Annotated in this window: 14 protein-coding genes; 7 read left to right on the top strand and 7 right to left on the bottom strand. The window is 53.5% G+C overall.

Going from position 1 to position 14,099, the window contains the following annotated elements:
- Positions 1-8 precede the first annotated feature (8 nt).
- A complete protein-coding gene (locus tag ABF287_RS07140; RefSeq protein ID WP_347184325.1) occupies positions 9-2,816 on the top strand; it encodes a glutamine-synthetase adenylyltransferase in 2,808 nt (935 codons plus the stop codon).
- 65 nt (positions 2,817-2,881) lie between these two features.
- Positions 2,882-3,178 carry a hypothetical protein gene (locus tag ABF287_RS07135; RefSeq protein WP_347184324.1) on the top strand — a complete coding sequence of 99 codons (297 nt, stop codon included), beginning with the start codon at positions 2,882-2,884 and terminating at the stop codon, positions 3,176-3,178.
- A 93-nt stretch (positions 3,179-3,271) separates the two neighbouring features.
- On the opposite strand, the gene eda is transcribed toward ABF287_RS07135, so the two are convergent.
- Together eda and edd are read right to left on the bottom strand one after the other, a co-directional pair.
- Positions 3,272-3,913 (bottom strand): bifunctional 4-hydroxy-2-oxoglutarate aldolase/2-dehydro-3-deoxy-phosphogluconate aldolase, encoded by a 642-nt coding sequence (gene eda / locus ABF287_RS07130; protein WP_347184323.1) that lies wholly within the window; start codon positions 3,911-3,913, stop codon positions 3,272-3,274.
- 162 nt (positions 3,914-4,075) lie between these two features.
- The gene (gene edd, locus ABF287_RS07125; RefSeq protein ID WP_347184322.1) at positions 4,076-5,881 is read right to left on the bottom strand and encodes a phosphogluconate dehydratase; all 1,806 of its coding nucleotides are present in this window, start codon (positions 5,879-5,881) and stop codon (positions 4,076-4,078) included.
- A gap of 382 nt (positions 5,882-6,263) precedes the next feature.
- On the opposite strand from edd, the gene ABF287_RS07120 reads away from it, so the two are divergent.
- From ABF287_RS07120 to ABF287_RS07100, 5 genes are all read left to right on the top strand, one after another.
- Complete coding sequence (locus ABF287_RS07120) at positions 6,264-6,416, top strand: hypothetical protein (RefSeq protein ID WP_347184321.1); 153 nt, start codon at positions 6,264-6,266, stop codon at positions 6,414-6,416.
- 202 nt (positions 6,417-6,618) lie between these two features.
- Positions 6,619-7,236 carry a DUF6778 family protein gene (locus tag ABF287_RS07115; protein WP_347184320.1) on the top strand — a complete coding sequence of 206 codons (618 nt, stop codon included), beginning with the start codon at positions 6,619-6,621 and terminating at the stop codon, positions 7,234-7,236.
- A 42-nt stretch (positions 7,237-7,278) separates the two neighbouring features.
- Positions 7,279-8,484: a class I SAM-dependent rRNA methyltransferase gene (locus ABF287_RS07110; protein ID WP_347184319.1), complete on the top strand. Its 1,206-nt coding sequence runs from the start codon at positions 7,279-7,281 to the stop codon at positions 8,482-8,484.
- A 13-nt stretch (positions 8,485-8,497) separates the two neighbouring features.
- Positions 8,498-9,043 carry a PIN domain-containing protein gene (locus tag ABF287_RS07105; RefSeq protein WP_347184318.1) on the top strand — a complete coding sequence of 182 codons (546 nt, stop codon included), beginning with the start codon at positions 8,498-8,500 and terminating at the stop codon, positions 9,041-9,043.
- Positions 9,044-9,288: 245 nt separating this feature from the next.
- The gene (locus ABF287_RS07100) at positions 9,289-10,152 is read left to right on the top strand and encodes an SDR family NAD(P)-dependent oxidoreductase (protein ID WP_347184317.1); all 864 of its coding nucleotides are present in this window, start codon (positions 9,289-9,291) and stop codon (positions 10,150-10,152) included.
- 187 nt (positions 10,153-10,339) lie between these two features.
- Here the strand turns inward: ABF287_RS07100 and ABF287_RS07095 are convergent, their stop codons facing one another.
- The 5 genes from ABF287_RS07095 to ABF287_RS07075 form a co-directional block, all read right to left on the bottom strand.
- On the bottom strand, positions 10,340-11,314 hold the full coding sequence (locus tag ABF287_RS07095) for a Hint domain-containing protein (RefSeq protein WP_347184316.1): 975 nt from the start codon (positions 11,312-11,314) through the stop codon (positions 10,340-10,342).
- A gap of 252 nt (positions 11,315-11,566) precedes the next feature.
- Positions 11,567-12,256: a M48 family metallopeptidase gene (locus ABF287_RS07090; RefSeq protein WP_347184315.1), complete on the bottom strand. Its 690-nt coding sequence runs from the start codon at positions 12,254-12,256 to the stop codon at positions 11,567-11,569.
- A 5-nt stretch (positions 12,257-12,261) separates the two neighbouring features.
- The gene (locus ABF287_RS07085) at positions 12,262-12,930 is read right to left on the bottom strand and encodes a DedA family protein (protein ID WP_347184314.1); all 669 of its coding nucleotides are present in this window, start codon (positions 12,928-12,930) and stop codon (positions 12,262-12,264) included.
- Positions 12,927-13,322: a hypothetical protein gene (locus tag ABF287_RS07080; RefSeq protein WP_347184313.1), complete on the bottom strand. Its 396-nt coding sequence runs from the start codon at positions 13,320-13,322 to the stop codon at positions 12,927-12,929. The genes ABF287_RS07085 and ABF287_RS07080 overlap by 4 nt, the downstream gene beginning before the upstream one ends.
- A 78-nt stretch (positions 13,323-13,400) precedes the next feature.
- Positions 13,401-14,099, bottom strand: a 699-nt coding sequence (locus ABF287_RS07075) for a VWA domain-containing protein (protein WP_347184312.1), incomplete at its 5' end; no start/stop codon positions are given.

The following is a 14,099-nucleotide window of genomic DNA, read 5'->3' as shown; positions in this document are numbered from 1 at the left end:
GTCAATTAATGGAGCGCAAAACAGTGCCAGCCCCCTTTGCCACCCGAGTGACGCGTATGCCGCGTGCGTTTGAAAGTGATCGTGGACGTGAAGCTGCAGACATAGTGCCTGAGCTGACAGGGCAAGCACGAGATGTGATTATCGGCGCTGGGGGCAGTGCACCTTATTTGCATGGGTTGATAAGGCGCGAAGCTGAATGGATTGCGCCCGCGCTGGACGATCCTGAGGCAGCACTTATTGGCGAATTGGCACGGATTGATGGTCTGACGCCTGATGTTTTGGACCCAGAATTACGTCGTGCCAAACGTCGAATCGCGTTGCTGTCGGGCTTGTGTGACGTGGCTGGTGTTTGGGACTTGCATCAAGTCACGGGCGCTTTGTCGGATTTGGCCGATCACGCCACCCATGCGGCGTTGCGTGCTCATGTTGCACGCGAAATTGCACGGGGCAAATTGCCAGGGCAGACCGAAGATGACATCGATTCCTGTGGCGGTATGGTTGCTTTGGCCATGGGAAAACACGGCGCGGGCGAGCTGAATTATTCGTCTGATATTGATTTGATTTGTCTGTTCGATGAAACCCGTTTTGATCTTGACGACCGCATGGATGCACGCGCCGGATTTATCCGCGCCACCCGCAAGGCCATGGCGTCTTTGTCGGAACTCACGGCCGATGGCTATGTGTTCCGCACGGATTTGCGCTTGCGACCGGACCCATCTGTGACGCCTGTGTGTTTTGCGATGGATGCAGCAGAGCGGTACTATGAAAGTGTCGGGCGCACATGGGAACGTGCGGCCTATATCAAAGCACGGGCTGCAGCCGGCGATATCAGCGCAGGTGAGCAGTTTTTGAAGACGCTCACACCGTTTGTATGGCGCAAGCACTTGGACTTTGCCGCCATTCAAGAAACTCATGATATGCGTTTAAAAATACGCAAACACAAAGGCTTGGGCGGCGCCCTTAAACTAGAAGGGCACAATATGAAACTGGGCGTTGGCGGTATTCGAGAGATCGAATTCTTCGCACAAACCCGTCAGTTGATTGCCGGTGGCCGCGATGTTGACCTGCGCTTGCGTGGGACTTGCGAGGCCTTGCAGGCTTTGGCTGACAAGGCATGGATCGAGCAAGAAACCTGCGATATTCTTACCGCAGATTACGCAGCCCACCGCGAGGTTGAACATCGGCTGCAAATGTTGCGTGATCAGCAAACCCACAGCCTGCCATCGGCCCCAGAAGAGTTTGACCGTTTGGCTCATTTGATGGGCACGGATGTCGACGCGATGCGCAGCGATATCTTGGAACGGTGCGCGCGGGTTCATGAGGTGACAGAAGGCTTTTTCGCCCCCTCTGATGCGCCTGTGCCAGTGATTGAACAGTCTGAGGAATTGCGCGCGATCACGTCACGTTGGCAAAGTTATCCGGCCTTGCGCACTGAGCGCGCACAAGAGATTTTTGAGCGCTTAGAGCACGACATTTTGTCCCGTATCCAATCCCAAGACAGACCTTTGGAAATGGCTGCCAACCTTGACGGGTTCTTGCGCGGGTTACCTGCGGGGGTGCAGCTGTTTGCGTTGTTTGAAGCCAATCCGCAATTGATCGATTTGATCTTGGATATCGTTTCCACGGCGCCGCATTTGGGCACGTATTTGTCACGCAACTCTGGTGTGTTGGATGCGGTCATTGGCGGTGCGTTTTTCGAACCTTGGCCCGGGCGTGAAGCTTTGGAAAAAGAACTGTCTGGCCAATTGGACAAGGTTTCCGACTATGAAGGCGCGTTGGATACGTCGCGCAGATGGGCCAAAGAGTGGCACTTTCGGATCGGTGTTCATCAATTGCGTGGATTGATTTCTGCGGATGAAGCAGGACAGCAATATTGCGATTTGGCCACCGCGTCGATTGCCGCTTTATACGCGGTTGTGGTCGATGCGTTCGCACAAAAACATGGGGCCGCACCGGGGCGTGGGGCACTGGTTTTGGGCATGGGATCGCTTGGTGCAGGGCGTTTGTCGGCGGCATCTGATCTGGACATGATCGTCATCTATGATGCAGCTGGGGTCGAGTATTCAGGCGGCAAGCGCCCATTGGCTGCGCGGCCTTATTATGCGCGGTTGACCCAAAGCCTGATCACTGCGGTAACGACGCAAACGGCGCAAGGGCGGCTTTACGAGGTTGATATGCGTTTGCGCCCATCGGGCAAATCGGGCCCCGTCGCAACATCACTGGACAGCTTCATGTCCTATCAGAAAAACGAAGCATGGGTTTGGGAGCATCTGGCGTTGACGCGTGCATGCGTTGTGGTTGGGCACCCTGAATTGGCGGAGGCGGTCGAGAGCTTTCGCACAGACCTTTTGCGCGATCGTAATGATGAAGATGTCATCCGCCAAGACACCAAAGATATGCGCGTGCGTTTGGCCGACGCCAAGCCTGGATCTACTTGGGACCCTAAAAGTGGCGTTGGCCGCATGATGGATATTGAACTGCTGGCCGAAGCGGGGGCGCTGATCAATGGCTGTCCTGCGCAGGATGTTTATGAACAATTGAAGTCCAGCGAAGCCTCTGGGTGGCTCTCGACCGAGGAGTATCAAATCTTGTCGGAAACCTATCGTTTGACGTGGCGATTGCAGTCTGCTGCGCGTCTTTTGACAGGCGACAAGCTTGATCCTGACGCGATTGGCATGGATGGGCGGGCCTTTTTGATGCGCTCAACGCAGACGGACAGTATTGAAGCTCTCGCGTCTCAGATTGCCGATGCCTGTCTTGCTGCGGATCAGGTCATTACGGCAGCGCTCGATCGACCTGCGCCGCGCCAAAGTTAGATCTGTCTCTTGCGGAGCGCTGGTTCTGGCACTAGCTCTTGCGTATCGACAAAGGAAAAGACGCTATGACCCGTCGCGAAACACTTGAGTATGACGAAGCCCTTGATCCAGGGGGATTGATCCGCGAATCTTACCGCATCGAAAACATTACTATCCAAGAAGCGCGCTCAATTTTCTTGGATTGGGCCATTAAGATTGGACCGGATTTGCGTGCTGATATTGCCATTCGACGGTTGCTTGGTTTGTACGAGCGCGGTCACAATGACCAACACCCTATGACGTTGGTATTAAATGAGGGGTTGGGCAGTATCGTTGGCCCCCAAGGTCGGCGTGGCGGATCGCGTGCGCGTCGAGGCGTGTAACGACGCTGTCCAAGTATAAACGTCGTCAGATACAAAAACGCCGCGGATCTTTGGGATCACGCGGCGTTTTCTATTTTCGTGGATTTGCTCGGATTAGCGGGGCAGGGCTGCCGCTTCGCGCGCGAGTTCTTCGATCGCTTTCCAATCGCCTTTGATCACAAGATCATTCGGTGCAACCCATGAACCACCAACGCAAAGTGTGTTGGACAGCGACAGGTACTGATCCGCTTTTTGCAACGTAATACCGCCAGTTGGGCAGAATTTCATTTGTGGCAATGGCGCGCCGATGGCTTTGAGCGCTGGTGCGCCGCCATTGGCTTCGGCGGGGAAGAATTTCGCAACCGTGTAGCCGCGCTCAAGCAGGCGCATCACGTCAGAAGCTGTGGACGTGCCCGCCAAAAGCGGCATGTCTTCAGCTTCACAAGCGTCCAACAAAAGGTCTGTCGCACCTGGGGAGACGCCGAATTTAGCGCCCGCAGCTTTGGCTGCTTTAACGTCTGCGGGTGTCAAAAGCGTGCCTGCACCAACAGTGCCGCCTTCGACCTTTGCCATCTCTTTGATCACATCAAGGGCGCAGTCTGTGCGCAGCGTGACCTCAAGGGCGGGTAAGCCACCGGCAACCAGTGCTTCTGCCAATGGGCGGGCGTGGGCCACATCGTTGACAACAAGTACAGGAACGACAGGTGCAAGTCCGCAGACCTCGGCGCAGAGTTTGCTGGCTTCTTGTGGGGTCATGATAGGGGTCCTTTTACCGCAATATGTGAAATGTTAGCCCTAACAAACCTATTCAGGCGCCTAGGTCAAGAAAAGAGGCGCAATCAGAACGGCCCTGAATGTAAAAAGCCGCCCTTGCGTGAACAAGAGCGGCTTTCGAGACTGTAAACGCGCAGAATGCCCTTACAAAATAGTGGCAGCGCCCTCGGTGGCATTGCCCGCATTTTGGCGGAACACTTCGAACATTTCGCGACCAAGACCAACGGAATTGGCAGACAGATCGGCCACAACAGCTTCGCGGGCGTCGAAATCATCCTCAAGCACTTCCAAAGTGCCGGCTTCTGCATCCACACGTACCAAATCGCCATCGCGAAGTTTCGCGATCGGGCCACCGTTTGCGGCCTCAGGAGAGACGTGGATACAAGCAGGAACTTTGCCGGAAGCACCGGACATGCGGCCATCTGTGACCAAAGCCACTTTCAACCCGCGATCTTGCAGGATCGACAGTGTTGGGGTCAGGGAGTGCAGCTCAGGCATGCCATTGGCACGTGGGCCTTGGAAACGGACCACAACCACGGTGTCTTCGGTGAATTCGCCATTGTTAAACGCTGGCTTCACATCGCGCTGATCGTGGAAAATACGCACTTTGGCTTCGACAACACGGCGCTCAGGGGCGACGGCAGAAACCTTCATCACTCCACGTCCGATATTGCCTTTGAGCTCTTTCAGCCCACCGGTTTTTTGGAAGGCATCAGAGACAGGGCGCAAGATACGATCGTTGAGCGTGTCTTTCGAGCCGTCAACGAATTGCAGTTCGCCATCGATGATTTTCGGGTCTTTGGTGTAAAGCGACAGGCCATCGCCGGCGATGGTTTTCACATCTTCATGCAGCAATCCGTTGTCCAAAAGCTGACCAATCATATAGCCAAGACCACCAGCGGCGTGGAAGTGGTTCACATCCGCCAGACCGTTTGGATAGACTTTCGCCATCAAAGGAACCGCCTCGGACAGGTCAGAGAAATCTTGCAGATCAAGAATGATCCCTGCAGCACGCGCCATAGCAGGCAAGTGCAGCACAAGATTGGTCGAGCCACCCGTAGCCATCAAACCAACCAAGCCGTTCACAAAGGCTTTCTCATCCAAGATTTGCGACGTAGGCCGGAAATCATTGCCCAAATTGGTGATCTCAAGCGCACGTTGGGCAGCGGCTGTGGTCAAAGCGTCGCGCAACTCGGTGCCTGGATTGACAAAAGACGCACCCGGAAGGTGCAAGCCCATGACTTCCATCAGCATTTGGTTGGTGTTCGCAGTGCCATAAAACGTACAGGTGCCTGATCCATGATATGAGGCCATTTCCGCCTTCATCAACTCATCGCGACCAACTTCACCCATGGCAAACTGTTGGCGTACTTTGGATTTTTCATCATTGGGAATGCCGGACGTCATCGGCCCCGCAGGAACGAACACCGATGGAATGTGACCATAGGTTGCGGCAGCCATCACAAGGCCAGGGACGATCTTGTCACAAATGCCAAAGAACACTGCGGCATCGAAGCAGTTGTGCGATAGGCCGACGCCTGCAGACAAAGCAATGACATCGCGCGAAAACAATGACAGCTCCATGCCCGGCTGGCCTTGGGTAACACCGTCACACATCGCAGGCACGCCGCCGGCGACCTGTGCTGTTGCGCCAGCTGCACGCGCGGCGTCGCGAATGATGTCTGGGTAGTGCTCATAGGGCTTATGTGCGGACAACATATCATTGTAGGCCGTGATAATCCCGATGTTTGCGGATCGTTCCGCCACAAGCGCGTCTTTGTCTTGTCCCATGGCGGCATAGGCATGGGCTTGGTTGCCGCAAGTCAAATGTGCGCGCACAGGGCCAGCATCAGCTGCGCCAGCCATGCGTTCTAGGTATGCGTCACGTGTTGGCCGCGATCGTTCGATGATGCGGTCCGTTACGGCTTTGATCTGAGCATTGATAGACATTGGGGGGGCCTTTGGGTCAAATAGGAGGAGCGAATTCTTGTAGTGTGCAGCACTATATGTATTTCACATAAAGTGTTAGCGCTAAACTGTATACAGTTAGCGCTAACATAGCTTTTGATTGATCAGATGTCCAGCACGCGTTGCAAATGTTTGGAGGCGAGGGGCCTGCAGTCATGCTGCAATGCGGAATTTGCGCTGCAATGCAGTGAGCGCATGGCGGGGTTTCTCAATGGGAAGTGGTGCTTTGGTGTGCGGTGGCGTAGATATTAATCAACGAAACGAGCTTAGAAGTTGAGCTTGTGACACTTAAATTGGCAGCGTACTCGGGCAAAAGTGCTTGTCGCTGCGCATAACTGCCATAGGGCAAAAAAGGTATATGATTATGACAAACGAAGTTTACACACACGTTGAAATCGAAGCCATTGAAAAACGCGCTCGTGCACTGCGCGCTCAAGCAACTCGTGATTTTGTTGTTTCTGTATCCAAATGGGTTCGCCGCCAATTCCAGTTTGGTGCCGTACAAAAAATGGCATAAAAGCGTTTCAACAACGCTTTACGACCAAAACCCCTTAGGTTGCTTTTTGAGACCTAATTGCGCGGTTTGAGTTGAATTTTGTAGAAATCCCGTGCGTTTGCGCGGGGTTTTTTGTTATTTTGGATGATTTATTATTTCATTTATAACGAGTCTCAATTAAGGGTTGACCTAGAGTTAGAGTTTAATACTTGGAGCTAGATCTATGAGTACCTTCTTTCAAATTTCTAAAATGATCGTGGCAGGCGGGCTTTTGATCGGTGCCACAGCATGTGCACCTGTTAGTACGACAATCGACTCAACGGTGGTTCCAGCTCCAGCCGAGATGGCCGATCCGGTCTACGTTGCACCAAGTTTTTCAGTGAGCCGTGTGAATGTAAGCGTGCCAGAAACCTTGGTTGTTTCCGAAGAGAATTCGATCAAGCCAATCGCGGACATCGTTTGGCATGGCGAAGCTGCGGGTGATCGCTATGCTCAAGTTAAGTCCATGATGAGCACCGCCTTCGGCAAAGCGACTGCTGGCATGCGCGGAACTAAAAGAGTTGTGATCGACGTCGAGGTCACACGCTTTCACGCTGTGACGCCGAAAACGCGTTACAATTACGGTGGAGAGCAAGAGATTGAATTTGTGATGACTGTTCGTGACGCAAATTCTGGCGTGGTGATTCAGCCAGCGCGCCTCATCGACGCTACACATAAAGGCTTGTGCTGTGGTCCTGCTAAAGAAGCAGACGCTGAGGATCCAACTTACCAAAGAACACGTCTTGTAGATTACGTTGCTGGCGTTGTTGTCGCTGAGTTGAACAAACCATACGCGCAATAATCACCCCTTCCATGGGGCGATAAATCTAAGTAAGAGGGGTGCATGACGCATCCCTCTGAATCTTTTCCCACCATTCGTCTTAAGCCCAAAGCCAATGCCCGCGCTATTCGCCACGGCTCACCTTGGGTGTTTGACAATGAGCTGGTTGTCGACCGCCGCACGAAAAACCTCACACCCGGCGCAATTGCGCGGCTTGAGGATGCGGAGCGTAACTTTTTGGCCCTTGTTGGTGTCAATCCGAACAGCCGCATTTTTGCGCGCGTTTTGGATCGTGATCCTGACATGGTCTTTGACGAAGCGTGGTTTGCCGCGCGCGTCAAACACGCACTCACGCATCGTGAAACACTTTACTCTGAACCATTCTACCGTTTGATCCACGCTGAGTCCGATGGGCTTCCTGGCGTTATTGTTGATCGGTTCGGCGATACGTTGGTCATTCAGCCTAACGCCGCTTGGGCCGACACGTTGATCGACACGCTCGTTGGCGCGTTGAAATCAGTGACAGGTGCAACCACCATCGTGATGAATGGCACCGGCCGTGCACGCGGTTTGGAAGGCTTGGATGATAAGATCGATGTCTTGGACGGCGCCGTAGAGAGTGTGATTCCAGTATCCATGAATGGTGCCACGTATATGGCCGACTTGATGGGCGGACAAAAAACTGGCCTGTTCTTTGATCAACGCGACAATCACGCCTATGCGCAAAACTTGGTCAAAGGTAAGCGCGTTTTGGACGTGTTTTCCCACGTTGGCGGCTTTGGTTTGGCGGCTTTGGCTGCTGATGCTGCGTCTGTCACATGTGTTGATAGCTCCGCTGCAGCGCTTGATTTGGCGGAGCAGGGCGTCACGGCGATGGGATTGTCTGACAAATTCACCGCACGCAAAGGCGATGCTTTCGACACCATGGCCGCTTTGCTGGCTGAGGGCGAAAAATTCGACGTTGTGATCTGTGACCCACCTGCATTTGCACCAAGCAAGCCTGCACTTGAAAAGGGCCTACGTGCCTATGAGCGCGTGGCGAAAATGGCTGCGGCTTTGGTCGTTGATGGTGGCTATTTAGGGCTGTGTTCTTGTTCGCATGCCGCTGACTTGGAAAAATTCCGCAACTCGTGCAACCGTGGCATTGGCCGCGCACAGCGATCAGCGCAGCTTATCCATACGGGCTTTGCTGGTGCAGATCATCCACTGATGCCGCAGCTCGCGGAAAGCGGATACCTTAAGGGTCTGTTTTACCGCATGATGCCGTAAGGGTTTCAAAGACATGAAAAAAGTGCTCCTTGATGCCTGCGTGTTATACCCCACCGTTATGCGTGAGGTGCTGTTGAACGTAGCTGCCAAGGGGCTCTTTACCCCACTGTGGTCTGACCGCATTTTAGAAGAATGGGCCAGAGCCGCGCGCAAAATCGGCCCCACGGGCGAAGCGCAAGCCCGTACGGAAGTGGCGCTCGTCAAAGCCGCATGGCCCAAAGCTAGCATCAAACCCCACGCAGGGTTGGAAGCGCGGCTGTATCTGCCCGATGAAAACGACATCCACGTTCTGGCGGCCGCCATCGCTGGCCATGCTGATGAGCTTGTTACGATGAACGCCTCAGATTTCCCGCAAAACACATTGCGCGAAGAGGGCATTGAGCGGCGCGATCCCGACGGATTCCTTTGGGAACTCGCCTCACATCACCCTGATCTGGTCTTGGCTGCCTGCGAAGACGTCCGCCTCACCGCCGAGCGCCTGTCTGGCCAACCATGGCACATGCGCAAACTCATGAAAAAAGCGCGTTTGCCGCGGCTGGGAAAAATGTTGCGGGCGTAGAAGCCTAACAGGGGGCGGGATAGCGCTTGTCGCATTTGTTGACAAATCCGGACAAGTCAGAGGATAGTCTATCAAGTGCTTTGAAATTGCCTGCTTTGCACAATCCCTACGTGCTCATCTAAGATCGTCGACTGGCATCGCACCATTTTGCTTTGTGAATCCTGTCATGACGCGTCCATACGATCCAACCCCACTCGTTAAAATCTATTTTTGTCTACAACATTGAGGGCGAGCCTTTGAAGTTTATGCGTAACAAGTCTCTCAGTGACGCTGTCGATGGCAAAACCATTTTGATAACCGGTGGGTCGTCTGGCATCGGTCTTGCCGTTGCGCAGTGTGTTGCCCGTGCTGGCGCCAAAACGATTTTGGTCGCGCGAGGCGTTGATGCGCTTCAAAGTGCCAAAGATGAAATCGCAAGCTTAGGTTATGAAGCGCATATTTACCCAGCAGACTTGAGTGATACAGAGTCCTTGGAGGCCCTGATGGATCGCATTCAGTCGGATCATGGCGCCATCGATATATTGATCAATAACGCTGGGCGGTCCATTCGGCGCAGTGTCGAAGCGTCCTTCGAACGGTTTCATGATTTTGAACGGACGATGCAGCTCAACTATTTTGGAGCATTGCGCATGACATTGTTGGTCTTGCCGGCCATGGTGGAGCGCAGGCGTGGACATGTGATCAATATCTCGTCCATCGGGGTTCAGATTAACTCACCACGATTTGCTGCATATGTTGCGTCGAAGTCTGCGCTAGATGCGTTCACGCGCGTCGCCGCTGCCGAATTTGCCAAGGATTCAGTTCGGTTTACAACTGTAAGCATGCCGCTTGTGCGTACCAAAATGATTGCCCCAACGGAGTTCTCAAGCCATGTGCCAACCATGAGCCCAGAACGCGCAGCAGACATTGTGTCCAAGGCCATCATTCGTCACCCCAAAAGGGTGACGACATTCTTAGGGTGGTTGGGGCAGGTCGTCTATTTTCTGTTCCCAAATTCGACACAGATGGGGCTGAGTAAATCTTTTAGGTCATCGCAGGATTCCGCAGCCGCGAAGGGCGTTACGACGCCACAGGTAGGCCACTCGGAAATGGACAACGATCCTAAATAAGCTTGTCTAAGCGGCTACAACGCATGCGCAAACTCACGAAAGATGCATGTCTTCCGCGTTAGGTCAAAATGTGTAGCTGGTCGCGCTTGCTCATTTGCGTGTCGCGAGCGGTGGTTCAGTCGACTTTGTCGATGATAAATCCATCCGCTCGGACAATTTTTTGCAACTGTCAGTCAGTAATATTGTTTTATTTCAAAGCGCTATGCTGTGCGACGAGTTCTTTTTGCTGCTTTAGCGTTGGAATCATCATCGCGGATTCTGCTTTGTACTCTTTGTCAGCCAGCTCTGGGAAAAGAGTAAGGATTTCCTTGCGCGCTTTGGGTGACACAGCCTTGAGCGCTTCTGGGCCCGTGTAAAGGCTTTCAGATGCAGCGCCTTCGGCAAATACGATTTCGTGTTTGTCGAACAGGACATGGAAGTACTCAACGCTTTCGACGGCGTCATCCACGAAGATGCCAGGCAAGCCCGTCAACTTGATTGCTGAGACCAGTACATCCCCATTGAACATGCGCTTGGCAATAGGAGAGGACAGAACCATGCGGTGTTGACGAGAAACGAGCATGTCGCGTTTGGGCATGCCATTTCCGAGGGCACCTGCAAGGATGCGGATTGGACGGAGTTTTGGGTTGGCTGCAAGATCAGCAGCGCTGACATTGCGTCCGCCTGCCCAACGAATTGTTTTGAACGTATCGTCGGCGGTCAGAACTTCATCACCGATGGCCAAGTTTTCCACTGCAACGTCACCATTGCGGGTCTTGATCAGCGTGCCTTTCGTAAAGCAAACCAGCCCCTCAGGGGCAATGCCATCAAAGTTCGAAGGCATGGAATCAAGGAAGTCATTGAGGTCGGCGCCAGTTTGATATGATCCTGACGAGTATAGGGTACCATTTAGTGAGTTGCTGTCGTTGTCGTAGATCGCGAAGCCTACGCCACCGTTTTGCGCTTGGCCAGTGTCACCTGGACCGCCGCCACCTGTCGCGTCTACCCATTCATCTGGATCGATAAGGCCGTCATTATTGCTATCGACAACTCGAATGGTAGCTCCGTCCGAAGTATTAATTGTTTCGCCTGGGGCATAAACCGCAATTGTAACGACAGTTGAATCGGCTGTGGCCACACCGTTGGAGACGGTTGTTGCGAAGACGTCATAAAAATCCGCCAAGAGTCCATTCCTTACTTTATACAGAAATTTCAGATATCCACTGCCTGAAACCTGCAGTTAAGTTTACTTCTTGTTAACTAATACAGTTGGAGCGTTTGACGCAACATTTGATGCTACCAAACTGTAAATTTTCCCAAGATTTGATAGTGGTTCTTGCATGTAGCGGCACTTTTGTCACGTTGTGTATTCTTAAAAAGCTTTGCTTTCGCTTCGAATGCTTGAATTAGGGGCGCGCGTGCGATGTAGCTCGCGTCAAACCTGCCACTTCGCCTCGTTTACCTCAATCGCTTTGATCCGTTCTTCCACCTTTGGGTGGCTCATGAACCACGCTGGCACAGCGGCGCCACGGGCGCCTGTGAGCGTGTTCAGCTTGCGAAACAAAGATTTTTGCGCGTCAGTTCCGATACCGGATTTATGCAACAACGCAGAGGCATAGGCGTCTGCTTCAAACTCATCACGGCGTGACAGTTTGGCGGCGAGCATGCTGGTCATGGCGGAGGCGATATAGATCGCAAACGGGCCAATGAGCGGCACAAAACGCAGTCCCATGGCCAGTGCTGTGCGCAGGGCGTTTTGACCGGAAAAATCAATCATCCGCCGTTTGGAATGCCCCAAAGCCACATGGCCCAATTCATGCGCCACGACGGAGGCCATTTCTTCGGCTGTCACTTCGCCATCGCGGAACTTTTGGTAGAACCCACGGGTGATATAGACTTTGCCATCAGGGGCAGCCAAGCCATTCACAGGCTCAATGTCGTATAGAAACACCTGCACGCGAGGCAGGTCCAACGCTTGGGCCAGTCGCGTAAACTCTTTGCGCAGGGTGGCATCGGCCAACTCGGCAGATTTCGCCGCCAATTCACGCGCGGATCGCCCCGCAGACATGCGGTACATGACATAGCCGTAAATGAGGGCCAAAAGGATGGGGAGAAACTTTAACATATGATTTATATGGTGCTTTTGGGGGGAATATCAAAGGGTGTCGCAAGCGGGGGCTCTGCTGCTTTGCTCGCTTTGTCCGCATTGCGCTGTGCACGCAAGACATGTGATATCCACAGTGCGGCGCTGGTTGCGATCATGAGCGCCGCGATAAGCCCCATTACGTCGCCGACCACTTCGGCCACCAAAGTCAAACTGCCCGCAAAGGCAAAGCCCAGCCAGATATAGAGATTGACCCAAATCGCCTCGCCCAGCACATCGGCAATTGTAAACCGTGCCCATGGCAGTCCCGCTGTGCCGGCTGCGACGTTGACATATGGGCCAAGCGGCGCCACCAGCCACGTCGAGAAAAACACGCCAATCCCGCCGTGGTTTTCGACGGTTCGTTCTGCACGGGCAATCACGCGGGCGCGGGCAGGGGATTTGGCCAATCGCAGCAAAACGCGCCGACCATATTTGCGTCCCACAAAATAGCCTGTCTGGTCGCCCAAAACGGCCCCCGAAAAGGCACAGAGAATTAGAATTGGCGCAGATATGTCGCCCGAGGCCGCCAGTGCCCCGCCTGCAAGCATCATCAAAGATGTGGGCACGGGCACCAACAGGCACGATAGGAATGCACAGACAAAAACGCCTAAATATCCGTAGGTTGTGACGAGTGAGAAGATACTATCTGTCATGACGCATCCTTGGACGTGTTGTCCGTAGGAGTGTCCGGAGTGGTGCGATTGGCCTCGAAAGTTTCAATCGCAGTCTCGATTTTTGCGATCAAATCTTCAAGCGCAATGCCTTGAGATTTCGCCACTTGATCAAGGCTCATGGGGCCGTTTTTGTCGCGTTTGAATTCGCCGAGCGCATCGCGGACGACCTGTGGTGGGACGTCCCATGAATGCGCGACATATTTCGGGGTCATCCATGGTTCGATCGCTTGTGCGCGATGGGCTGGGTCGTTCCAGTAGATCCAAAACGCAACAGCGCGCGTGGTAAAGACGCCTGCGACCAGCAAGGACACCACCAGCACCACAGTGGCAATTGGTGCGGTGTTCCAAAGGCGTTTCACGAACCGGATCACGATGTCGTCCTCTCACAAAATTGCGTCGTCTAACCATGCTACGTATCAGAGCGCGCATTCCGGCGCGGCACCGACGTTTTAACCTAACAGTTTCATACCCTTTGTCAGCCCCTCTAAGGTCATGGGAACCATGTGATCTTCAAAGATGTCGCGGATCATGTTGATGGATTGCGTGTATCGCCAATGACCTTCGGGCACGGGGTTAAGCCAGACGTGATCGGGCCATTGTGTGCGGGCGCGTTGCAGCCAAACTTCGCCGCTTTCTGCGTTGTAGTGTTCGTTTGCGCCGCCTTTGTAGGCGATCTCATAGGGCGACATAGACGCATCGCCGACGAAAATGACTTTGTAGTCTTTGCCATAGGTGTTGAACACGTCATGCGTGGCAGTTTGTTCGCTCCAGCGGCGCTGGTTGTCGCGCCACACGCCTTCATAAAGGCAATTGTGAAAATAGTAGTATTCAAGATGTTTGAATTCGGATCGTGCTGCGGAAAATAGTTCTTCGACCACTTTGATGTGATCATCCATTGAACCGCCAATGTCGAAAAACATCAGCACCTTGACGGCGTTGCGTCGCTCGGGTCGCGTTTTTACATCGAGATATCCGTGTTCAGCAGTGGCGCGAATGGTGCCGTCCAGATCCAACTCATCCGCAGCCCCGTCGCGCGCCCAAGATCGCAAGCGTTTCATCGCCAATTTGATGTTGCGGGTGCCAAGTTGCGCGGTGTCGTCCAAGTTTTTGAAATCGCGCTTGTCCCAGACTTTCACGGCTTTGCGGTG

The sequence above is a fragment of the Pacificibacter sp. genome (assembly GCF_039769035.1).
Taxonomy (GTDB): Bacteria; Pseudomonadota; Alphaproteobacteria; order Rhodobacterales; family Rhodobacteraceae; genus Celeribacter.
This window is presented reverse-complemented; position numbering and strand designations above follow the sequence as displayed.

Excerpts from the sequence above, each read along its gene's own strand:
- eda (WP_347184323.1), bottom strand. The coding sequence starts at position 3,913 with ATGACCCCACAAGAAGCCAGCAAACTCTGCGCCGAGGTCTGCGGACTT.
- ABF287_RS07085 (WP_347184314.1), bottom strand. The coding sequence starts at position 12,930 with ATGACAGATAGTATCTTCTCACTCGTCACAACCTACGGATATTTAGGC.
- ABF287_RS07100 (WP_347184317.1), top strand. The coding sequence starts at position 9,289 with ATGCGTAACAAGTCTCTCAGTGACGCTGTCGATGGCAAAACCATTTTG.
- edd (WP_347184322.1), bottom strand. The coding sequence starts at position 5,881 with ATGTCTATCAATGCTCAGATCAAAGCCGTAACGGACCGCATCATCGAA.
- ABF287_RS07110 (WP_347184319.1), top strand. The coding sequence starts at position 7,279 with ATGACGCATCCCTCTGAATCTTTTCCCACCATTCGTCTTAAGCCCAAA.
- ABF287_RS07120 (WP_347184321.1), top strand. The coding sequence starts at position 6,264 with ATGACAAACGAAGTTTACACACACGTTGAAATCGAAGCCATTGAAAAA.
- ABF287_RS07115 (WP_347184320.1), top strand. The coding sequence starts at position 6,619 with ATGAGTACCTTCTTTCAAATTTCTAAAATGATCGTGGCAGGCGGGCTT.
- ABF287_RS07135 (WP_347184324.1), top strand. The coding sequence starts at position 2,882 with ATGACCCGTCGCGAAACACTTGAGTATGACGAAGCCCTTGATCCAGGG.
- ABF287_RS07140 (WP_347184325.1), top strand. The coding sequence starts at position 9 with ATGGAGCGCAAAACAGTGCCAGCCCCCTTTGCCACCCGAGTGACGCGT.
- ABF287_RS07105 (WP_347184318.1), top strand. The coding sequence starts at position 8,498 with ATGAAAAAAGTGCTCCTTGATGCCTGCGTGTTATACCCCACCGTTATG.
- ABF287_RS07090 (WP_347184315.1), bottom strand. The coding sequence starts at position 12,256 with ATGTTAAAGTTTCTCCCCATCCTTTTGGCCCTCATTTACGGCTATGTC.